This window comes from Buchnera aphidicola (Symydobius americanus) (assembly GCF_964059135.1).
Taxonomy (GTDB): Bacteria; Pseudomonadota; Gammaproteobacteria; order Enterobacterales; family Enterobacteriaceae; genus Buchnera_L; species Buchnera_L aphidicola_AJ.
Genome location: NZ_OZ060393.1, coordinates 121,857 through 146,511, shown reverse-complemented (window position 1 = coordinate 146,511; position 24,655 = coordinate 121,857). Strand labels below are relative to the sequence as shown.

The following is a 24,655-nucleotide window of genomic DNA, read 5'->3' as shown; positions in this document are numbered from 1 at the left end:
GAATTTATCATTAAAATTCTTATAATAAAATGTAAAATTAAATAAAATATTAAGGACTAAAATACTATGAAAATGGATCATTCAAAAGAATCCAATCAAATGGATCATTCAAAAGAATCCAATCAAATGGATCATTCAAAAGAATCCAATCAAATGGATCATTCAAAAGAATCCAATCAAATGGATCATTCAAAAGAATCCAATCAAATGGATCATTCAAAAGAATCCAATCAAATGGATCATTCAAAAGAATCCAATCAAATGGATCATTCAAAAGAATCCAATCAAATGGATCATTCAAAAGAATCCAATCAACTTAAAAACGAATTAATAAAACTCAAACAAAAACAAAAAGATATTATATTAAGAACACAAGCTAATCTTGAAAATCTTAAAAAACAAACAAAAACAAAAATAGAAGAAATTCAAAAAAAAAATTTTGAAGATTTTGTAAATAAATTAATTAAAATTACCAAAAAATTTGATACAATATTAGAATTATCTCAAAATCATGCATTGAATGAAAATGCAACAGTACAAGGTATTATTCTAACAATAAAATCAATATCAAATACTTTACAAAAAATTCAACAACATAAATCCTAATATAAAATACTTGAATATATCAAATCATTCAATAACATTGATACTTACCAAAGGATTGTATTCCTTCCTTGATTAATTAGAATTTTATTTACTTTAGAAAAATGACGACACCCTAAAAAACCTAAATGAGCTGAAAATGGAGATGGATGAGAAGTTTTTAAAATATGATGCTTTTTAGAATCAATAATGTGTTTTTTTTGTTGTGCATCATTTCCCCATAATAAAAAAATAACATTTTTTAAATAAATATTAATATACCAAATAATTTTATTTGTGAAATCCTCCCAACCTAAAGCAATATGAGACCTTGGACAACCAGAAACCACAGTCAAAACAGAATTAAGTAATAAAATTCCTTGCCGTGCCCATGAATCTAAACACCCATTACGATAATACGTAACGGGAAAAGATAAATCATTGATTACTTCTTTATAAATATTTTTTAAAGAAGGAGGAATAGAACAATTTGATCGAACAGAAAACGCTAAACCATGAGCCTGATCTTTATGAAAATAGGGATCTTGCCCAATAATTACTACTTTAATTGTATTAAATGGGGTTAAATAAAACGCATTAAATACATCCTCTTCTGGGGGATAAATAATTTTTTTTAAGCGTTCTTTTTTCACTTTTAATAAAATTTTAGATAATACCCCTCTTTCTTGAAAAAAAATATATTTCCAATTCATAAAAAATTATTTATATTTTAACGATATTATATTATTATACAAAATTATTTAACTATATATAATATATATAATTAAATTATCAAACAAAATTAAAATATTAGCATATATTTTTATAATCAAATTTATTATTATAATAAATCAAGATAAATTTAAGAAATATTTATAAAAAATAATTGAATTATAAAAAATATATTGTTTAATAAAATAAATATTTTTTAAAGGAAAAATTATGAACTTAGTAACCAAATCCGCTCCTAACTTTATTGCACCTGCCATATTAAAAGATGGAAAAATTATTAATGAATTTAATTTGAAAGAACAAATTCAAAATAAATTAGTAGTATTATTTTTTTGGCCTATGGATTTTACATTTGTATGCCCAACAGAAATTATCGCCTTTAATAAATTATATTCTGAATTTGTAAAAAGAGACACAGAAATCATTGGAATTTCAAAAGATTCCGTATTTGTGCATCATGCATGGAGAAATACACCGATTAAACAAGGTGGAATTGGAAATATTCAATATACCATGATATCAGATATTAAAGGAGAAATCCAAAGTGCTTACGATATAGTCCATCCAGAAATAGGTGTTGCATTAAGAGCATCATTTTTAATTGATAAAAATTGGATTATCAGACATCAAATAGTCAATGATTTACCATTTGGTAGAAATATTAACGAAATAATTCGCATGATAGATGCAATTAAATTTTATGAAAATAACGGAGAAGTCTGTCCAGCAAATTGGAAAAATGGAGAAAAAACAATCCACCCTTCACAAAAAGGATTAATAAAATATTTGAATAAAAACGATTCATCATAGTATCAAAACAAAATAAACTTAAAAACCAGCAAAAATGCTGGTTTTTTAAAACAATCAATAAAATTACATTATAGAAAAAATATAATTAATTATCAATAGAATCATAATCATCATCATAATAATCAATATATTCAACACTATTTTGATCTGTATCATAATCAAATGATTCATCTTGATTCACAACATGATTTTCAGAAAAATGTTGAGAGTTTTCATGGTCTGATTGATTATGATGTATATTATCTATAGTATCCACAGAACTATTTTCTTGAGGATAACTAAATAGATTTGTTAATATATTTCCAGCAAATATTCCTCCAGCAACACCTGCTGCTGTTTGTAAAGCATTCCCTAGAAAGCTAGATATTGTTCTCTTGTTTTGAATATTATAATTGGTATCATCCTGAATATTTTTTGAATTCTTTACAGAAGAGCAATGATCATCATTTAAAACTTGTTTTTGTAAAGACGGTGATAAAAAACTAGATTGACTATAATTTGCAACTTGTTTTTCTAAAAAATTAATCTTATTTTTCAAATCATGAATAATAGTTTCCTGTATTAAAATAGTTTGAACCATATAATATATAGAATTTTTTTGATGATCTAATAAACTTTCAATAAATTTCCATGCCTCTTTATCTTTATCTGATGCTGTTTTTTCCATGCTTCTTAATCGATCAAACAAATTTTGTATTAATATTTTTTCTGAATTTTTCATATAATCCTTATTAATATTATTAACCTATATGTTAATATATAACATATTTATATGCTTATAAAATATTTAATTAAAACGTTTTAATGTTAGTAATTATATAAAAAAAATAAAATTAAAACATTTTTCACATTCACCGAATACTACTATTATGATATAATTTTAAATTAAATAAAATAATATATTAATTTTAAGAGAAAATAAATTTATGCAAAATTTTTCTAAAAATATCACACAAATCGATATCGAAGAAGAATTAAAATCTTCCTACCTTGATTACGCAATGTCAGTCATAATCGGAAGAGCTCTACCAGACGTAAGAGATGGATTAAAACCAGTACATCGTAGAATATTATTTGCAATGAATATTTTGAAAAATAGCTGGAATAAACCATATAAAAAATCCGCAAGAATTGTAGGAGATGTAATAGGAAAATATCATCCCCATGGAGATACTGCAGTATACGAAGCGATTGTAAGAATGGCTCAAAATTTCTCTCTAAGATACAATTTGATTGAAGGGCAAGGAAATTTTGGATCAATTGATGGAGATGCAGCAGCTGCTATGAGATATACAGAAATAAGAATGTCAAAAATAGCACATGAAATGTTAAGTGATTTAGAAAAAAATACAGTTGAATTTTTACCCAATTATGACGAAACAGAACAAATACCAGAAGTACTACCAACAAAAATACCAAATTTATTAATTAATGGATCTTCCGGAATTGCAGTCGGGATGGCTACAAATATTCCACCACATAATTTAACAGAAATTATCAATGGATGCTTAGCATATCTTCAAAATAATCAAATTTCATTAAAAGAATTAATGAAACATATTCCAGGACCAGACTTTCCTACAGCTGGAATTATCAGTGGAAAAAATGGAATTAAAAATGCATACCGTACTGGAAAGGGAAAAATTTATATCAAAGCAAAACACAAAATTGAAATCAACCCCAAAAATCGAAGAGAATCGATAATAATATATGAAATTCCATACCAAATTAATAAATCTAAATTAATTGAAAGAATTTCAGAACTTATCAAAGAAAAAAAGATAGAAGGAATTTATGCTTTAAGAGATGAATCCGATAAAGAAGGAATGAGGATTGTTATAGAAATTAAAAAAGATGTTATGAAAGAAATACTATTAAATCAATTATATACTCTTACACCAATGCAGGTTTCATTTGGTATCAATATGGTAGCACTATACCATGGGCAACCAAGAGTAATGTCTTTAAGAAACATTTTAAAATTTTTTTTATTGCATCGAAAAAACATTATCACTAGACGAAGTATATTTGAATTAAAAAAAGCACAAGAAAGAGCACATATATTAGAAGGATTAAATATTGCACTAGATAACATTGATAAGATTATTCAATTAATTAAAATATCTAAAAAACCAAAACATGCAAAACGTATATTACTCAATCAAAAATGGAAAATTAATACTCAATTGAACGAATTAATGAACAAAACAAAATTTAAACAGTATACAATTCAACCAAAAACATATCAATTTACCAAAAAACAAGTAACATCAATTTTAGAGTTAAAATTACATACATTAACTACGTTAGAAAATCAAAATATATTACATGAATATAATCTATTATCAAAAAAAATTGCATCATTATCAAACATACTAAATAATGAAACATGTATGTTAGAAATAATGCAAGAAGAACTGCAAGAAATTAAAAAAAACTTTGGAGATAATCGAAAAACTGAAATTAAAGAAAGTAATACTGATTTAAACATAAAAGATATGATTAATAAAGAAAACGTAGTAGTAACCTTATCACATTCAGGATATGTAAAATATCAACCACTATCAGACTACAACGCACAACATCGTGGAGGAAAAGGACGTTCTGCAGCAAAAACCAAAGAAAAAGATTGCATAGAAAGTTTATTAATAACTAATACGCATGATACTATTTTATGCTTTTCAAATCAGGGAATTTTATATCGAATAAAAGTATATCAATTACCAGAAGCTTCCAGACACGCAAGAGGAAAACCTATTATCAATTTAATACCGCTCAATAAAAAAGAACGTATTACAGCAATTCTTAATTTAAATGAATCTAAAAATAATATCAATGTTTTCATGTCAACCGCTCAAGGTATTGTTAAAAAAACTTCATTAAATGTATTTAAAAAACCAAGATTTACTGGGATCATTGCAATTAATTTAAGAGATAATGATGAACTCATCGGTGCTGCATTAACTAATGGAAAAAATAATATCATGCTATTTAGCAAAAAAGGAAAAGTAGTGCATTTTTCTGAAAAAGAAGTTCGTAAAATGGGAAGAGCAGCATCAGGAGTAAGAGGAATAAAAATTGAAAATGATGATCAAGTAGTATCTTTAATAGTACCAAATAAAATAGGAGAAATTTTAACGGTTACAGAAAATGGATATGGAAAACGAACTAATATTGAACAATTCCCTATTAAATCGCGTGCAACGAAAGGAATAAGATCTATCAAAATTACAAATAAAAATAGTTTGATGATAAGCGCAATACAAGTTCACGAAACTGATCAAATTGTTATGATTACAAATGCAGGCACTTTAGTTAGAACGAGAGTATCCGAAATTAGTATATTAGGTAGAAATACACAAGGTGTCATCTTAATTAGAACATCAAAACAAGAAAAAGTAGTTGCACTACAAAAAATTTCTGAAAATAAAATGAAAGTATTAAATTAATATGTTATATAAAATATTTTTATTGATTTGAATATAATTAAAATTTATTGATCTAAATGAAAATAATCTGATTGAATTGCCGTCATACAAATAGTATAAATTATATCATCAATCGATGCTCCTCGGGATAAATCATTAACCGGCTTTTTTAAACCATACAAAACCGGACCAACCGAAATAATATTTAAAGATTGTTGTATCACTTTATATGAAATATTTCCAGAATTTAAATCAGGAAAAATAAAAACTGTAGCATTTCCATGTAAAGGAGATGATGGAGATTTAATATTAGAAATAATAATATTTACTGATGCATCATATTGTATTGGTCCATCAATAATCAAATCAGGTCGTTTTTTACGAACTAATAGGGTTGCTTGAGCTACTTTATTAACAGTTTCTCCTTGACCAGAATCACCAGTGGAATAAGAAAGCATGGCAATTCTAGGCTCAATACCAAGTATCTTCGCAAAATCAGCAGATTGAATTGCTATTTCAGATAATTCATTTGCATTTGGATTAATATTCATTGCACAATCAGCATATATTAATACACGATCTGGTAATAACATGAAAAAACTTGAAAAAACCAGAGAAAACTTATGCATATGTGATCTTACTCCAATTAATTGTAAAGCAGTACGTAATACATGAGAACTAGTATATTTTATTCCACAAACTAATCCGTCAAAATTTTCCTTCATTAATATTAAAGAACCTAATACCATATTATCATAAACACTAGATTGAGCTATTTGATGATTCATACCTTTAGAATGACGAAGTTCTAATAAGGCAGGAATATAATTTAAACGAACTAAATCAGGATCAATAATTTTAATTTTTTTAGAAAAATTAATACCCACACGAGAAGCAATTTCGTGTATTCTTTTTTTGTTTCCTAATAATATACATTTTGCTAACCCTAAATCTGTCGCAATAGAAGCAGATTGTATAATACGAAGATCATGACCTTCAGGAAATAAAATTGATCGTTTAAGTTTTTTGGCGTATGACTTAATATGATTAGAAAAATAAAAAGGAGACATTGTCTTAAAATTAGTAAATTTTGAAGATTGATTAGAAGATAAAATTAAATTTTCATTAATACATTTTGAAAAATAAATATTTGAATTTTTAATTTGAATGTTATTTTTTTGTAGTATATTTAATTTAAAATTCTTTAAAAGAAATACAACATTTTGAAGATTTAAAACAGTATAAAAAATATTTATAGTATTATGTAAATACTCTAAAAAAATATTGCGTTGTGAAAAACTCATACAATATTTATCAGTAAACAAAATGGAATGAAAATTTAAATTATTTAAAATATCAAAAAACAAAATAGAACATTTTTTATAAAAAATATTAAATGGAATTATTAATACAGTATTTTCGTAACTTGTTATAGTATTTAAAATAGAATCATTATACAATAAAAAAGAATTTATTAAATGCATATTACAATTATTTTGCAACGTATTAATTTGAAGATATCTAAAAATTTTATCAATTGGAAGATAAATCAAATCCTTATTCCATGAAATATCTCCAATAATAGGAGAAAAAAAAATATTTTCAATTAATTTTTTATTATTTTGTTTAAAATTTAAATCCTTAGCAAAATTATGAATATATATTTTTTTATAATTTAAAAAAATATGATTAATAATTGTCCCTAAAATATTATATTTAATATTAATATATTTATTAAAAATATTTTTTTTTTGTATACACCATGAAGTATAATTCGAATGATTAGAAACAACAAAAATTAATTCTGCATGTAAATGATTCGCTAACTTAAAATTTAAATCATTAATTAAAAAATGCTTCGATTTACTCTTAATACCTTCAATCAAAATAATATCATATTTATTTTGATATAAAAAATATAAATCTAAATTCTTCTTAAAAAAATACTTTTCCTTAGATGTAGATGATACTATTTCAAGAATGTTACAATCAATAGGTTTTAAATATGATGTAATAGAATATTTTTTAATGATTGAAGAAGTATCATCTAATTTACCACAATCATTAGAATATTCAAAAACAGGTTTAAAAAACAAAATTTTATTCTTTTCTTGTTGTAAAATATCAATTATACCTAAACTAACACTTGTAAGACCAATATGATATCCAACAGGAACTAATATAATCGTACGTGTCACAGTAAAATCATCCATATAATATATAAATTTTAAAATATTATATCAATAATCATGTTAATTTAATAGTATAAAAAACTAATTAAATAATTTGATAGTTTCTTGAGCAATAATTAATTCTTCATTAGTAGGAATTACTAAAATAGGAATAGTATTTCGTTTATTAATAAACCCGGATTTTCCAAATCGAGTAGATCTATTTAGCTCATTATTGATTTTCATTCCAAAGATAGATAATCTAGATATAATAATCTCTCGAACTAAAGTAGAATTTTCACCAATTCCTCCTGTAAATATAATTGCATCTAACCTTCCGTCTAATAAAGAGGTATAAGCACTAATATATTTTGCTAACCTATGACAAAAAATATTTACTGCTCTTTGTGATATCGTGTCAGTATCATAATTATTTTCAATATATCGAAAATCGCTGGTAATTCCATCGGTTAAACCTAAAATACCTGATTGATTTATTAAAATATCTTCAATATCGATCAAAGACATTCCAATTTCTTTATTCATAAAAAATATGATAGCAGGATCAATATCACCACTACGTGTTCCCATTACTAAACCTTCTAGTGGTGTTAATCCCATAGAAGTATCCATACATTTTCCATTTTTAATTACTGTAACAGATGAACCACTCCCTAAATGACAACTAATAACATTTAAACCCTGAAATTGAATATTTAAAATATTTGATGCTTGTTGAGAAACATAAAAATGACTAATCCCGTGAGCTCCATAACGACGAATGCCATACTTAGAATATAGATTATATGGAATAGCATATAAATAAGAGGATTCTGGCAGAGTATGATAAAAAGCAGTATCTAAAACAGCTACATTTTTTTTAGATAAATGTGGAAAATATTTTAAAGATGCTTCAATTCCTAATAAATTTATAGGATTATGCAAAGGAGAAAAAATAATATTTTTCTTAATCTCCTGAATCACAAAATCATTAATAATTACTGATTCTTTCAAACTCATACCACCATGTACAACACGATGACCAACTGCTAAAATCCGAGAAAATAAACTCTTCTCACAATTAAAAATCTTATTAATAATAAAATGAAAAGCTTTTTCATGTGATAAATTATCTCCAATAACTAATTGATTTCGAATTTCTTTTGTATTCCATGTAATCATCGAACGAGAAATATATAATCGCTCTACTAATCCAAATAAATATTTTTTTTTATTAATTGGATTTAAAACAGCAAATTTTACAGAAGAGCTCCCACAATTCAAAACTAATATTAAATTTTTTAACATAATTACACCAAATATTAAATAAAATATTATTTAAATATTTTTAAGAAATAAAAGCATTTAAATACTTTTAAAAATATTATAATTAAATTTATATATAAATTTTAAAAATATAATAATAGAATAATTTATTTTAAAAATGATTTCTTCCACAAACTATACGATCTTGACCATGATAATCCTGATAAGACGTAATATCAGAAAAATTATATTTTTTAAATAATTCAATGACTTGATTTTTCTGATTCCACCCATGCTCTATTAATAACCAACCTCTTGAAAATAAATAATTTTTAGAATATTTAATAATTAATTTTATATCCGATAACCCATTATCTGGAGAAATTAACGATATCTTAGGTTCGAACAAAATTTCCTTATCCAAATAAAAAATAGACTTACTACTAATATAAGGAGGATTACTAATAATAATATTAAACTTTTGTTGTACTTCTGAAAACCAATTACTATAAAAAAATTTTGCATTATTAATATTTAAAATAACTGAATTTTTTTTAGAAAGTACAATTGCTTCTTGAAGGCAATCAATTCCAAAAACAAAACAATCTAATCTTTCATAAGCTACAGATAAAGCAATATTTCCACAACCACACCCTAAATCTAAAATATAATCATTCGTTGACATTCTCTCTAAAATTTTCTCAACTAAAATCTCAGTATCAGGACGGGGAATTAAAACACCCTTTGAAATTTGAAAGGATAAAGACCAAAATTCTTTTTCTTTAGTAATATAAGCAATTGGTTCATGTTTTACGCGACGGTGAATTAATTTATATAAAAGATTTAGTTGAGTATTACTTAATAAAAAATCATTAAATACCATAATCCAAGCTCGGGGTTTTCTTAAAACATAACTTAATAATACCTCCGCATCTAATAAGGGAGTATTTAAATGAGAAAGTAATGATACAGCATATTTTAACCATGATTTAATATTCATATGATATTCAATCATTCATAATTAGATAATAAATCTGCATGATATTCTTGTGTAATTGGTTCTATTAAAAGATTTAAATTACCATTTAATACATCATCTAAACAATATAAAGTTAAATTAATTCGGTGGTCAGTAATACGATTCTGTGGAAAATTATAAGTTCTATTTCGGTCAGATCTATCACCAGTACCTAATAAATTACGTCGAATAAAAGAATTCTCCTTTTGTTGTTTTGATTTCTCGTTTGCAAGAATTCTTGCCGATAAAATTGATAATGCTTTTGCTTTATTTTTATGTTGTGAACGCTCATCTTGGCATTCTACTACAGTTCCAGTTGGTATATGAGTAATACGAATAGCAGAATCGGTAGTATTAACATGCTGACCTCCTGCGCCTGAAGAACGAAAAGTATCTATTTTTAAATCAGAGGGGTTAATGATAACCTTATTTGTTTGGGGGACCTCTGGAATTACTGCCACAGTACAAGTAGATGTATGAATCCTTCCTTGAGATTCTGTTTTGGGTACGCGTTGAACGCGATGACCACCTGATTCAAATTTTAATCTACCACACACACCTAATCCATTTATTTTAATAATAATTTGTTTAAATCCACCTTGTTCTCCTTCATGACAACTTAAAATATCTATATTCCAATTACAATTTTCTGCATAACGACCATACATACGAAAAAGATCACCAGCAAAAATTGCAGCTTCATTACCACCTGTAGCAGCGCGAATTTCTATAAAACAACTTTTTTTATCTTCAGGATCTTCAGGTATCAACATACTCTTTAACTTATTTTCTAAAATTATATGTTTTTTATTTAATATATTTAACTCTTCTAAAACAATATTAAACATTTCAGAATCGTTCAATAATGATTTTAAAGATTTAATTTCTTGGTTAATATTTTTCCAATCTAAAAAACAATGAACTAAATTAGATAATTTTAAATATTCTTGAGATAATTTTTGCGCTTTTTTTTGATCACAAATAATTTCTGGTTTAGAGAGTATAGATTCAAGTTGTTTAAATTTCTCATATAATCCCTCTAACTTAACAATTATAGAATCTTTCATAAATAAACATCCTAAAGAATAAATAAATAAAAATATCATATAAAATATTTTAATATAAATATTTAAAAATTTTAAAACGATTAAAAATTATGTAAACTAAATTATTATATTATATTTTGATATATATATGAAATGATTTTATTTAAAAAACAAGATTTATAAACGATCATAAATTTATAAGATTCCAATCAAAAAAAATTAAATTTACCATAAAGAGATAATTATGAATAATATGAAAATATTTTCTGGAAATTCTGTACCAAAATTAGCACAATTAATTGCACAAAAATTATACAAAAATTTAAGTCAAGCTACTGTAAGTAAATTTAGTGATGGAGAAATTAGTGTACAAATTCATGATAATGTTCGTGGAGATGATATTTTTATTGTACAATCAACCTGTTCTCCAACAAATGATAATATTATAGAATTAGCAATTATCGTAGATGCTTTAAGAAGAGCATCAGCAGGACGAATTACTGCTGTAATTCCATATTTCGGATACGCTAGACAAGATCGAAGAATTAGATCTGCTCGTATGCCAATAACAGCAAAAATTATAGCAGATTTTTTTTCTCATGTTGGAATAGATAGAATACTTACTATAGATTTACATGCTGAACAAATCCAGGGATTTTTTGATATTCCAGTAGATAATATTTTTGGAAACTTTATTTTATTAGAAGACATGTTAAAACTAAACTTAAAAAATCCAGTAATAGTTTCTCCCGATATTGGAGGGGTTATACGAGCCAGAGCAATTGCTAAACTATTATACGATACAGACATGGCAATAATTGATAAAAGAAGACCAAAACCAAATGTTTCGGAAGTCATGAATATTATTGGGAATGTTTCTAATAGAGATTGTGTTTTAGTAGATGATATGATTGATACAGGAAATACTTTATGTAAAGCTGCAAGAGCTTTAAAAAATCATGGAGCACAGAAAATATTCGCATATGCAACTCATCCTATTTTATCTGGTAATGCTGCAGAAAAGCTTGAACAGTCAAATATCGATGAAATTATTGTATGTGATACTATCCCTTTAGAAAAAGAAATTATATCCAAAAAAAAAATTAGAACTCTAACTGTCTCGGAAATGCTTGCAGAAGCAATTCTTCGCATTAAAAACGAAGAATCGATTTCAGCAATGTTTGAATACCAAAAATCTATGAAAACATATTTAAAACAATAAAATACAAAAAATTTAGATGCCTTTAAAATGATATTTTTGTTTAATAAATAAAACTGCTTCAGAAACTGTAAAAAACGAACCAAATACTAATATTATATCTATTTTACGTACTTGGTTAATTAATATATTTAAAGCAGATGATATACTAGAACAAGCAACAGAATTTTTGGGTAATATATCTCTTAAAACAGAAAAAGTTGAACTTCGATTGGTTTTAATAGTTGAAAAGTACCAATAATTAATAATATCAAAAAAAGGAAATAACGTACTTTTAATATCTTTTTCAAAAACCATTCCAATTACTGCGTATAAATTAACATTTTTAGATTCATGTAACAATAGTTCTTCTAGTTGTTTACGCAAAAAATACGCAGCATGAGGATTATGAGCAACATCTACAATAATTCGAGGATGATTTAAAATTATTTGAAACCGACCGGGTAAATAAACCTCCTTTAAAGACTTTGAAAAAATTCTTTTTTCAAAAGTAAAATTAGACGTTCTTAAAGCTGATAAAGCAATAGCAGCACTTGGCAAAGAAACTTTCGGAATAGGTAAATTGTATAATCCCCCACGATGATCATAAAAATTCCAAACATCACCTATCTTATGCCAATCCCATTCATAATAAATACGATGAAGACAGGTATTTAGAGAATGAGATTTTTGATATATAGAATTAGGTAGATTTCTATCACCTAAAATAGCATAAATATCTTTTCGAAAAATACCAGACTTTTCAAAACCAATTTTTTCTCTGCTATCACCTAGAATATTTGTATGATCTAGAGCAATATTAGTAATAATAGAAATGTTAGGATCGATAATATTTGTTGCATCTAGTCTTCCACCTAACCCTACTTCTAAAATAATAATGTCTAAACTATATTCTTGAAATATTAATAATGCAGATAAAGTAATAAACTCAAAGTATGTTAATGGAATACCTTGACGAACTGTATCTACAGTTTGAAAAACTTTAATGTGTAATAAATCATCTTTTAAATATTTTCCATTAATTCTGATTCGTTCATAATAATGAATTAAATGAGGCGAAGTATATAATCCCACTTGATAACCTGCATTTAAAAAAAATCTTTCTAAAATTGCGCAAGTACTTCCTTTCCCATTTGTTCCGGATACAGTAAAAACAAACGATTTAAAATTTAATATATTTAATTTTTTTGCAACCAACTTAATTCTATGCAAAGAAAAATGAATATTTTTAGTATATATATTCTCAATATATAATAACCAATCATCTAATGATCTAGAACGTATAATATTCCGAGCATTCATAACACAATCAGTTTAAAAATGTTATAAATATATTATAAACATCATTATGATAAATATTTTAAAATAAAATTATATACCAAAAATATAATTACTAATACACTAAAAAACATCGGAAAAACACCATGAAAAACATAAACAAAATTTTCAAATAACATTTTTATAGAAATTAAAATTAGAATTAGAGATAAAATAGGTTTTATATAAGAAAAACGATTAATTATATTAGATATTAAAAAATAAAAAGCACGCAAACTCAAAACTGCAAAAATATTTGAAGTCCAAACAATGATAGAATCAGTCGTGATTGAAAAAATAGCAGGAATACTATCAATAGAAAATATTATATCACTACATTCAATCATTAATAATGCAATAAATAATGGCGTAATATGCCAATTATTCTTATTGCAAATAAAAAAATTTTCCTGATATGAAGTATAAGTAATTGGAAAAATTTTTTGAATATATTTTAATACTAAATTATCTTTAAAATTATTAATATCATCATGTTTTAAAACAAGTAATTCAATAGCAGTAAATAATAAAATTAATCCAAATAAAAAAAGTATCCAACTCCAATTTAATAATAACCATGACCCAAAAAAAATTACAATACTTCTCAAGAAGATTGCGCCAATCAATCCATAAAATAATACTTTTTTTTGAAACTGTAAAGGAATAGAAAAATATTGAAATAACAAAAACCATGTTAAAACATTATCTATCGAAAGAGATTGTTCAATAAAATAACAAATTAAAAACAATATAATTTTGTTATTCGCTATAAATAAACCAAAAAAATATCTAAAATATATCCATAAAAAAATAGAAAATAAAAAAGATAAAAAAATCCAAAAAATACAAATAATACAGGAATGTTTAAACCCATCATACTTAACTAAATATTTTTTTAAAAAAAAAATATCTATTATAATACCAATAATTACTATTATAAAAAATCCTATTAACAAAATAGGATAATGAATAAAATTCAAGAGATACACCTTTCATGGTTCAAGAAAAATAATAAACCTTTTAAAGATAATTATATAAATTCATATAATTAAAAAACATTATAAGATATCAAAATAATTTATTTAAAAAAAATTAATTATTATTTGAGGGAAAATACCTAACAATATAATTAATAAGATTAATACAAATAAAACAATTTGAATATTAAAACTTAAATATCCAAGAAAACTATAATTTAAATTTGCTTGTTTATTAGTAGAATATAAATTTATAATTATCCGTAAATAATAATACAGACTTAAAACTGAATTAATTAATATAGAAAAATTTATTAACCAAAAATGCTCTAAAGTAGATAACATAATAATATAAAATTTAGAAATAAAACCAAATGTCATAGGAATTCCTAAAAAAGAAAGCATAACAATAGTCATTGCAATCGATAATACAGGCTGTTCCTTAAAAAAACCTAAATAACTTAAAGAATCATTTATCCTAATTTGTTTAACATCCTGCAATATTTCTGAAATACTTAATATTCCAAAAATACTTACATTACTAATAGTATAACTAATCAGATATATTAAAGCAGATTCGTTAGCAATTTTATATTTTTCAATTATCAATAACGTAATAATAATATAACCTATATGTGAAATAGAAGAATATCCTAACAATTTTTTTATATTATTTTGAAATAATGACATTACACTACCAAAAAAAATTGAAAAAATTGAAACTACATATATTAAAAGATATAATATTTTAGATTGATGATAAGGAAAATATAAAAATAATTTAATTAATATTCCAAACATGGAAACCTTGATCACCGTAGTTAAATAACATAAAACTACAGGAGAAGTATACTTATAAATATCAGGAATCCAAAAATGCAAAGGAAATAAAGAAAGTTTAAAAAAAAATGATATCAATAAAAATCCTATACCAAAAAGTAAAACTTTATTATTTGATAAATTATCTATTAAAAAAGAAATTTTTATACTACTAAAATCTAAATTTCCACATGTAACATATATTAAAGAAATTCCAAATAACATAAAATTAGATGAAATAATAGATAAAATTATATATTTTAATGCAACCTCAATAGATTTTTTTTGAAAATAAGAATATGTCATTAAACCTATAACAGGCAATGACATTAATTCTATTCCAAGAAATAAAGAAAACATATGATTGGAAAAAACTAAAAATATCGCACCCAATATAGAAATAAGAAATAATAAATAGAATTCCTCTTTATATAGAAATACATTTCTAAGACTAAAATAAGCTAATATGTTAATAAATAATCCAGAAAATACAATTATAAAAACATACCATAATGTATAAAAATCAATATAAATTAAAGACGTAATATATATAGGAATAATACGACGAATTATAAATAACGACCATAATAATAAAATTAAACTCATACCAGAAACGATAGCAACAAACATATGATTACGCTTAAAAATCATAGATAATATAATAATAAATATACTTATCATTAAAATTACAAATGGAATTAATGCAATTGCCAAATAAATCGAACTCATCATCTTTATAAAAACCTTAAATAGTTAAATGGGACATAAATATTATTTCATTAAAAAATGAGTAACATTTAAAATATTTTGAGGAAACAATCCAATGAGTAATGTAATTACAATTAAAACAATTATTATATAAAACTCAAGATTATTAATTTGAGTACAATTTTTATAATCCTGATTAACTAAAGGTCCGTAAAAAACTTTATGCATAATATTTAATGAATAAATTGCAGAAAATAATAAACCAAAAACTAATATACAAGCAATAATAGGGAATGTATGAAACAATCCTAAAAGAATAGTAAACTCACCAATAAAATTCACAGTACCAGGAATACCCAAATTAGAAAAAATAAAAAATAAAAAAAACCCTGGAATCCAATTGATACAAGCAGATAAACCACCCATCTTAATAATATTTTTTGTTTTAAATCGAACATATAACTGACTAAATAAAATAAATAATGCAGAACTTGATAAACCACTTGAAATCATTTGAATAATTGCGCCTTGATATGCAATTTCATTCTGAGAATATATTGCGGTTAAAATAAAACCCATATGAGAAATTGAACTATAAGCTAATATTTTTTTTATATTATTTTGAGAAAAGGCCATCCATGACCCATAAAAAACAGTCATAATACCTAATAACATAACAACCATCGAAAATTTCTCAGAAGAATATTTAAAAAGATTAATATTAAATCTTAATAAACCATAAGCAGCTAATTTGATTAACATACCAGATAAATCTACAGAACCAGCTACTGGGGACTGATTATGTGCATCAGGTAACCAACTATGAAAAGGAAAAACTGGCATTTTTACCGCAAAAGCAATAAAAAAACCCAACATAACTAAAAATTCTAATTTATAATTAATAGAAAAATGTAATAATTGATTATAATCAAATGTCCAAATATGCATGTTGTAATAATATATGGAAGAAAACAATATAATCGAAAACAACATAATTAAACTAGACAATTGAGTATAAATTAAAAATTTATTAGAAAAAAATGCTCTTGTTTTTTGACTACTGTGACTATCGCCCCAAAAAACAATTAAAAAATACATAGGTATTAACGTAATTTCCCAAAAACAAAAAAATAAAAATAGATCTATCGATAATAATACTCCGATTGTTCCAAACAAAATAAACATTAAATTAAAATAAAAGAAACCATGTTTTTCTTTTACATTATTCCAAGAACATAAAACCGATATTATCCCTAAAAAACTAGATAATATGATCATTGCTAGAGATAAACCATCTATAGCTAGATGAAATGAAATGCCAAATCGTGGTATCCAAGGAATTAATAATTCTTCATTCCAATGTTCATGACATAATAAAAAATCATGATAATAAAAATATTTTAACCATAATAGAATAGATAAACAAAATACTATCGTAGTAATTGTTAGAGCTATCAATCGAGGTATTTTAACCGAAAAATAATCCGATTTACCACAACATAAACCGCCCAACAATGGAATAATAATTAATAAAAAAAGTAACATGTAATAATACCCTATTTATCACATTAAATATCATTATAATTATTATATGCTAATATTTAAAGAAATAAGAATCATAATTAAAATATATGAAAAAATTATTAAACTAATATATACATTTAAAAATCTATTTTCAAGTAATAACAAATAAAGATTAATTCTTTTAATACATATTAAAATAATACTAATAAAACTATTAATAGGATCAATAGAAAAATATGAATTAAATTTTAAATATGACGTTAAAAATATCGTATTATAAAGTTTATAAAATCCCCAACCATTGTAAAAAAACCTAATAAACCAATAAAAATATTTAAAATTTGATATTTTTTGAATAAAAAACATATTAAAACAACAAAAATAATATGTCATACATATAGAAAAAATTACACATACTCCAGAAAAATACTCAAAATAAAATTGTTTATTATAATTTATATGATTCTCAGGAAATACACCTGATAAAATCGGAAAAATATATGTCATCAATACAGTAGAAAATAACATAAGAATTACTAACGGAATATTATGAATCCAAGATATAGATAATTTTTTAATCCAAGAATTTGAGGTATGCATATGAATAATATTCGATCTATTATGAAAAACAATGAAAATCAAACGAAAAATATAAAACACTGTTAAAAATGACGAAAAAACAGAAAATATAAAAAAAATTTTTGAATGACTCATGAAAAGACTAAATAAAATATCTCCTTTACTATAAAAACCAGCCGTCAAAAAAGGAAAAGCAGATAAAGATGAACCACCCAACAGAAAACAAATATATAAAAAAGGTAATTTCTTCCATAAATTATTACCCATTTTAAAAATATTTTTTTCATGATTACATTTTAAAATCAACGAACCAGCTGATAAAAATAAAAGAGCTTTAAAAATTGCATGTGTCATCAAATGTATAATTGCTGCACCCCAAGCCCCAATACTTAATGATACAAACATAAATCCAATTTGACCCATTGTAGAATAAGCTAATATTCGCTTGATATCTGTTTGCACCAAAGCAGAAAAACTAGAACAAAAAAAAGTTAAAATACCAATAATTCCAACTAAATATAATATATTTGGTGTTAAAATAAATAAATCGTGGTTTCTACTAATTAAATAAACACCAGCAGTTACCATAGTAGCTGCATGAATTAATGCAGACACTGGAGTAGGACCAACCATCGCCTCAGGTAACCAAGTTTGTAATGGAATTTGAGCTGATTTTCCTATAGCACCAAATAATAATAAAAGAGTTATACAATTTAAAAATATTTTATAATTAATTAAATGAATTTTAATTAAAAACTGTATGTTATAAAAACTAACGGTAGAAAAATAAAAATATAAAATAAATATTGCGATCATTAAAAATAAATCACCAATTCTAGTCATTAAAAAAGATTTAATCGCAGAAAAACCAACATCTTTTTTAAAATAATAAAAATTAATCAATAAATAAGAACAAATACTTACACCTTCCCAACCAAAATACATTAAAATAAAATTATCTGATAATACCAACAAAGACATATTAGCTATAAATAAATTTATTAATGCAAAAAATATTTTTTTATTACATTGATGATTCATATACCAAATAGAAAATATATGAATTAATAACCCTATTCCAATAATAATACTTAAAAATGATAATGATAAACTATCTAATAATAAACAGATATTAATTTTAAAATTAGCTATAGTCCACCATACCCATAATTTTTTTGATAAAACACCATCTGAAATAAATAAAAAATATTTTCCAGAAATAATTAATGTTATTAAAGATAATATTATAGATCCTATACTAATTACAGTAACATAAAAATAAGACAAGAATTGTTTTAAAAAAGATATTATTACAAAACTTATTAATGGAAATAAAACTACTAAATAAATAAGATTCATTTATAAATCTCACTCAATTTAACAAGATTTAAGGTATTTTTATTACGAAAAAATTGTAATAATAATATTAAACTAATACTTGCTTCTGAAGCAGATAAAGTAATTAATAAAATATACATAATTTGTCCATCTATTTGGTCCCAATAACTACTAACAGAAATTAATGCTAATGAAACAGAATTAATCATAATTTCTAAGCTAATTAATATAAACAATAAATTCTTACGAACAATTAAAGAAATTATCCCAATAATAAATAAAATAGAAGACAATAAAAGAGGATAAAATAAAGACACCATATATTTATAAATCCTGATGATTAATTGTAGTAATAGATGATTTCAAAAATCTTTGATTTTTCGAAACAATAAAAATAATAACCAAAGCAGATAATAATAATATTGACGAAAATTCAGTAACCAATATATAAGGACCAAATAAATTTAAACCTAACGATTTTAAATAAACTGTTGTTAAATTAATATATTTATTTTGTAAAAAAAATAACATATGCACCATGCATATAATAAAAGAAAAAAATAATATTATTAAATATATAAAAAAAGTAGAAATAAACTTCCAACAATTTACACTTTCAATCAACTCATAATTATCAAACATCATCATCACAAAAACAAAAAGAACCAAAATTGCACCAGCATAAATAATAATTTGTAACGATCCTATGAAATAAGAACTAAATAAAAAAAATATACTCGCAGTAGTTATAATAGATAAAAAAAAATAAAATAATGAATATATTGCATGTGTCTGAAAAACAGATAAAATCGTAAAAATAATCGTAAACAATGAAAGTATGAAAAAAAAATATTCCATTTTATCTCATTCCTAAGGTAATAAATCTTTCACATTAATAGGTTTAGCATATATATTAATATCTTTTTTTTGATCGTCCGTAATATATACACCTGACCGTTTATAAAAACTGTAATCTGGATACTTTCCAGAACCCGAAATAGATAAATTATTTTTTTCATATATTAAGTCTTTTCTATTAAATTCACTTAATTCAAATTCAGGAATTAATTGAATAGCAGCAGTAGGACAAGCTTCCTCACATAATCCACAAAAAATACAACGTGAAAAATTAATTGTAAAAAATTTTGGAATCCAACGACCAGAATTTGTTTTAGATTTTTGAATAGATATACAACCAACAGGACAAACAACAGAACATAAATTACAAGCAACACATCGATCATTTCCATCTTGATCTTTTGTTAATATAATTCGACCCCGATATCTAGGAGCAAGATAAATCGAATGATCAGGATATAAACGCGTTTCACGTGTCTTAAAAATATTTTTCATCGTTAAAAATATACTAAAAACCTGATTAAAAAAACCAAATATAATATCTTTTACTGTCATAAAATAATCCATATAAGTTAATATAATAATATTAATGCAGTAAATATCAAATTAAACAATGTAATTGGCAAGCATATTTTCCAACTAAAAGATAATACTTTATCATATCGCGGTCTGGGTAAAGAAGCTCGAATTAAAATAAAAAAAACTAAAAAAAACATAGTTTTTATTAAAAACCAGAAAAATCCTGAAAAAAATGGACCAAACCAACCACCAAAAAAACATGTCGTAATTAATGAGGAAATAGAAATCATAGAAATATATTGACCAATAAAGAATAATCCGAATTTCATTCCAGAATATTCAATATGATATCCATCAGCTAATTCTTGTTCAGCCTCAGGTTGATCAAATGGATGACGATGACATAATGCTAAACTAGCAATAAAAAAAGTTAAAAAACCTAAAAATTGAGGAATAATATTCCATAAACATTTCTGAGAATTAACGATATCAATTAAATTAAATGAACCAGCGCGAGCAACTACCCCCATTAAAGATAATCCTAAAAAAACCTCATAACTTAATGTTTGAGCAACTGCGCGTATCGATCCTAATAAAGCATATTTATTATTACTAGACCAACCAGCAAATAATATAGCATACACAGATAAAGAAGCTACCATTAAAAAAAACAAAATACCAATATTTAAATTAATAATAAAAAAATTATAATCTATCGGAATAATACCCATCACTAATAAAAAAGAAATAAACGATATAACAGGAGCTATAATAAAAATAAAAGATCTACTAAAAATAGGAACCCAATCTTCTTTGAATAACATTTTAATTATATCTGCAAACAATTGCAACGAACCGTAATAACCAACCCTATTTGGACCATATCTGTTTTGAAATACCGCTAATAATCTTCTTTCAACAAGGCTTAACATTGCTCCAAAAAAAATAACCAATAAAACGATAACAATTGGTTTTACAGTATTACTTAATAAAATTATCATAAAATTTTTATATTATTCCTCTTACTCTTTTAACTGAATTACCAATTAAAGAACGAGGTAAACCTGGAAAACCAATAGGTAATCCTATATGTCGTAATGGTAATTTATTAGAAAATTTAAATGAAAATTTAAAAATTTCACCTAAACAATCAAATTCAATCATAGAGTATTTTTTTAAATCTAAAATTGATTCATATGCTATATTTATTAAAACATAAACTTTAGAACATTTTTGATTAATTTCAGGAGAATAATAACTCATTTCTTCACTTCCAAATAACAAATAATACGGAATAATATTCCAATCTACCTTAGAAATATTTTTAATTTTTAAAAAATCAAAAAAATACTTCGTATTTTTATCATTTTTTTTAAATAAACGTATGCCAGAATTAAAAGAATTTATTTTACCAATATATTTATTAGATGATTGAGAAGAATTCCACCCAGGAGACCAAAAAAACGGAATATATTCAGAATTATTTTGAATATTTTGAATTCCTTCCATGGAAAAAGAAAACATAGTATCCTGATCTTTTATTTGACCAGGTTCATGTATACTCACTTTAGAATAAAAAGCAGTCCTACTACTCGCTCGATGAGGAAAACGAGCTATTTTTTGACCAACAATTCGAAAATTTGCACCTGGTGCAAGATATTTAATTTGACAAAAAAAAGAAATATCTTTTACATACTCCCGAACTACATCATCTAAATAAATATTTTTATTAGATATATTATGAATGCTAAAATATATTTTATATATCCATTTCCAACCTTCTTGAATAAAAGAATTTGGATTATATGTCATTGGATTAAAAGTAGAAAAAAATCTTTGCGCTCTACCTTCATAATTCACAACTGTTCCTGATCCTTCTGCAAAATTGGATGTTGGAAAAAATAAAGTACTTTTTTGAACAGTTTTATTTAATTGGTGATCAAAAATAATAAAATGTTTTACTTTTTTTAATGCAAGATCTATATCTCTGCTCATAGAATGACGATATAAATCATTTTCTAATACAATTAAAGTATCTACCTCTGAACTAATACATTTATCTATTACATTCTCTAATGAAAGATCTGAAAGCATACCAACCCCTAAACTATTTACACCGGGGGTTAAAAAAACTAATCCAACATTTTTATTTAAAACTCTCAATCCTTGCGCAATATTTGTTGCAAATTTTACTAAATTTATACTCCCAGAGTGTGATCCGGAAATAATTAACGGCTTTTTAGAAGAACATAATGCATCCGAAATAATAGAAATTTCCTTTTTAAAAACAGAACTGACGTGATTTACAACCTCTGGTAAATTATTAATTATATTAGAAATAGCATGTACAAAATTTTCCTGATCTTGAACAGAACCAAAATAACTTAAACCAGATAAATCATCTAAACGCGTTTCGTGACTATATATAATATATAAAGATTTCTTATTTACATGAGAAATATTTAAAATAGCAGCACTATGCCATTCTGGAATATTCTTAAAAGCGTTTTGATCAATATTATTTTTTTTCATAGCTTGTCGAATTGAAAGAGCCATTAAAGAAGATGATTGAGTAATATCTTCCCCTATGATTAAGATAGTATCATAACTTTCAATCTCTCTTAATGTTGGCACATAAATACCGCTATTTTGTAAAATATCTATAATCAATTTAATACAATTATGATCAATATTTGACATACCAGTAGAAAAATTATTTTTTCCAACTAATTTTCTTAAAGAAAAATTATTTTCTATACTAGAACGAACTGATCCTATTCCAATTACTTTAGAAGAATATTTTAATATATTTGTAATTAAACTAATTGATTGCGTTGAATCGATATATATTTCTTTTTCAAAACGAATATTTTGTACAGGTTGATAAATTCGATCCATTAAGTTCGCATAACCATACCCAAATCGACCTAAATCACACAAAAAATAACGATTGATATGTTTATGATATCGATTTTCTATTCTATTTAATCTTCCATATCGTTCTCCAACAGAAATATTACAACCAATACTACAGTGCTGACAAATACTAGGAGAATACTGTAAATCCCATTTTCTATTATAATTTTTAGAATATAATTTATCTGTAAATACCCCAGTAGGACAAACTTCAATTAAATTCCCAGAATATTCATTCTGTAAATCACCATCCTGAAATCGACCAAAATAAATATTATTACTAATACCATACACTCCAAAATCTGTCCCGCCTGCATAATCTTTATAATAACGAACACAACGGTAACAACCAATACATCTATTCATCTGATGAGATATAAAACTCCCTAAATATTGATTATTATGTGTACGTTTTGCAAAAGTATGACGACGATGATAATGATTATTCATTACTGTCATATCTTGAAGATGACAATTTCCTCCTTCTTCACAAATTGGACAATCATGAGGATGATTAGTCATAATTAATTCAATAATTCCTTTTCGAAATTTTTGTACCTCAAAATCAACGGTTGAAATTCTCATATTTTCCACAATTGATAAAGTACAAGACATGACAATTTTTCCTATATCATCATCAGCACTAAAATATTGTTTTACCGCACATAACCTACATACTCCTACACTCCCTAAAGCGGGATGCCAACAAAAATATGGTACATCTATTCCTAAGAATAGACATGTTTCTAATAAATTTTTTGATATATCTACATTATATTTAGTATCATTTATATAAATTATAGCCATAATTACATATTCCAAGAACAA

At 24.4% G+C, this 24,655-nt stretch carries 20 protein-coding genes; 4 read left to right on the top strand and 16 right to left on the bottom strand.

The features are described 5' to 3' along the window. The first annotated feature begins 66 nt into the window (after positions 1-66). The gene (gene grpE / locus AB4W55_RS00670) at positions 67-606 is read left to right on the top strand and encodes a nucleotide exchange factor GrpE (protein WP_367672665.1); all 540 of its coding nucleotides are present in this window, start codon (positions 67-69) and stop codon (positions 604-606) included. 44 nt (positions 607-650) lie between these two features. Here grpE and ung read toward each other — a convergent pair whose 3' ends face one another. Continuing rightward, a complete protein-coding gene (gene ung / locus AB4W55_RS00665) occupies positions 651-1,295 on the bottom strand; it encodes a uracil-DNA glycosylase (RefSeq protein ID WP_367672664.1) in 645 nt (214 codons plus the stop codon). Positions 1,296-1,524: 229 nt separating this feature from the next. Between ung and AB4W55_RS00660 the strand changes: the two genes are divergently transcribed. After that, complete coding sequence (locus AB4W55_RS00660; protein WP_367672662.1) at positions 1,525-2,124, top strand: peroxiredoxin; 600 nt, start codon at positions 1,525-1,527, stop codon at positions 2,122-2,124. Positions 2,125-2,209: 85 nt separating this feature from the next. Here the strand turns inward: AB4W55_RS00660 and AB4W55_RS00655 are convergent, their stop codons facing one another. After that, on the bottom strand, positions 2,210-2,845 hold the full coding sequence (locus tag AB4W55_RS00655; protein WP_367672661.1) for a DUF2076 domain-containing protein: 636 nt from the start codon (positions 2,843-2,845) through the stop codon (positions 2,210-2,212). A 205-nt stretch (positions 2,846-3,050) separates the two neighbouring features. Between AB4W55_RS00655 and gyrA the strand changes: the two genes are divergently transcribed. Further along, the gene (gene gyrA, locus AB4W55_RS00650) at positions 3,051-5,573 is read left to right on the top strand and encodes a DNA topoisomerase (ATP-hydrolyzing) subunit A (protein ID WP_367672659.1); all 2,523 of its coding nucleotides are present in this window, start codon (positions 3,051-3,053) and stop codon (positions 5,571-5,573) included. A gap of 44 nt (positions 5,574-5,617) precedes the next feature. Here the strand turns inward: gyrA and pta are convergent, their stop codons facing one another. The 4 genes from pta to prfA form a co-directional block, all read right to left on the bottom strand. Further along, positions 5,618-7,750, bottom strand: coding sequence for a phosphate acetyltransferase (gene pta, locus AB4W55_RS00645; RefSeq protein WP_367672658.1), 2,133 nt, complete (start codon positions 7,748-7,750; stop codon positions 5,618-5,620). A gap of 75 nt (positions 7,751-7,825) precedes the next feature. Then, complete coding sequence (locus tag AB4W55_RS00640) at positions 7,826-9,031, bottom strand: acetate kinase (RefSeq protein ID WP_367672656.1); 1,206 nt, start codon at positions 9,029-9,031, stop codon at positions 7,826-7,828. A 130-nt stretch (positions 9,032-9,161) separates the two neighbouring features. Beyond that, entirely contained in the window at positions 9,162-9,989 is an 828-nt protein-coding gene (prmC, locus tag AB4W55_RS00635) for a peptide chain release factor N(5)-glutamine methyltransferase (protein ID WP_367672654.1), read from the bottom strand. 11 nt (positions 9,990-10,000) lie between these two features. Beyond that, positions 10,001-11,074 (bottom strand): peptide chain release factor 1, encoded by a 1,074-nt coding sequence (gene prfA / locus AB4W55_RS00630; RefSeq protein WP_367672652.1) that lies wholly within the window; start codon positions 11,072-11,074, stop codon positions 10,001-10,003. Positions 11,075-11,297: 223 nt separating this feature from the next. Here prfA and AB4W55_RS00625 point away from each other — a divergent pair, with 223 nt between their 5' ends. Further along, positions 11,298-12,275, top strand: coding sequence for a ribose-phosphate pyrophosphokinase (locus AB4W55_RS00625; RefSeq protein WP_367672651.1), 978 nt, complete (start codon positions 11,298-11,300; stop codon positions 12,273-12,275). 12 nt (positions 12,276-12,287) lie between these two features. Here the strand turns inward: AB4W55_RS00625 and folC are convergent, their stop codons facing one another. The 10 genes from folC to nuoG form a co-directional block, all read right to left on the bottom strand. Continuing rightward, positions 12,288-13,574, bottom strand: coding sequence for a bifunctional tetrahydrofolate synthase/dihydrofolate synthase (gene folC, locus AB4W55_RS00620; protein ID WP_367672650.1), 1,287 nt, complete (start codon positions 13,572-13,574; stop codon positions 12,288-12,290). Between the two features lie 44 nt (positions 13,575-13,618). Then, complete coding sequence (locus AB4W55_RS00615) at positions 13,619-14,569, bottom strand: TerC/Alx family metal homeostasis membrane protein (RefSeq protein WP_367672648.1); 951 nt, start codon at positions 14,567-14,569, stop codon at positions 13,619-13,621. A 102-nt stretch (positions 14,570-14,671) separates the two neighbouring features. Further along, on the bottom strand, positions 14,672-16,117 hold the full coding sequence (locus AB4W55_RS00610; protein ID WP_367672647.1) for an NADH-quinone oxidoreductase subunit N: 1,446 nt from the start codon (positions 16,115-16,117) through the stop codon (positions 14,672-14,674). A 39-nt stretch (positions 16,118-16,156) separates the two neighbouring features. Continuing rightward, positions 16,157-17,638, bottom strand: coding sequence for a NuoM family protein (locus AB4W55_RS00605; protein WP_367672645.1), 1,482 nt, complete (start codon positions 17,636-17,638; stop codon positions 16,157-16,159). Positions 17,639-17,680: 42 nt separating this feature from the next. After that, positions 17,681-19,555 (bottom strand): NADH-quinone oxidoreductase subunit L, encoded by a 1,875-nt coding sequence (locus AB4W55_RS00600; RefSeq protein ID WP_367672643.1) that lies wholly within the window; start codon positions 19,553-19,555, stop codon positions 17,681-17,683. Beyond that, a complete protein-coding gene (gene nuoK, locus AB4W55_RS00595) occupies positions 19,552-19,854 on the bottom strand; it encodes an NADH-quinone oxidoreductase subunit NuoK (RefSeq protein WP_367672641.1) in 303 nt (100 codons plus the stop codon). The genes AB4W55_RS00600 and nuoK overlap by 4 nt, the downstream gene beginning before the upstream one ends. A 4-nt stretch (positions 19,855-19,858) precedes the next feature. Continuing rightward, a complete protein-coding gene (locus tag AB4W55_RS00590) occupies positions 19,859-20,392 on the bottom strand; it encodes an NADH-quinone oxidoreductase subunit J (protein WP_367672639.1) in 534 nt (177 codons plus the stop codon). A 12-nt stretch (positions 20,393-20,404) separates the two neighbouring features. Further along, complete coding sequence (gene nuoI / locus AB4W55_RS00585; protein ID WP_367672637.1) at positions 20,405-20,947, bottom strand: NADH-quinone oxidoreductase subunit NuoI; 543 nt, start codon at positions 20,945-20,947, stop codon at positions 20,405-20,407. Positions 20,948-20,964: 17 nt separating this feature from the next. Next, the gene (gene nuoH, locus AB4W55_RS00580; protein ID WP_367672636.1) at positions 20,965-21,912 is read right to left on the bottom strand and encodes an NADH-quinone oxidoreductase subunit NuoH; all 948 of its coding nucleotides are present in this window, start codon (positions 21,910-21,912) and stop codon (positions 20,965-20,967) included. 7 nt (positions 21,913-21,919) lie between these two features. Then, complete coding sequence (gene nuoG / locus AB4W55_RS00575; RefSeq protein WP_367672635.1) at positions 21,920-24,634, bottom strand: NADH-quinone oxidoreductase subunit NuoG; 2,715 nt, start codon at positions 24,632-24,634, stop codon at positions 21,920-21,922. Between the last annotated feature and the right edge of the window lie 21 nt (positions 24,635-24,655).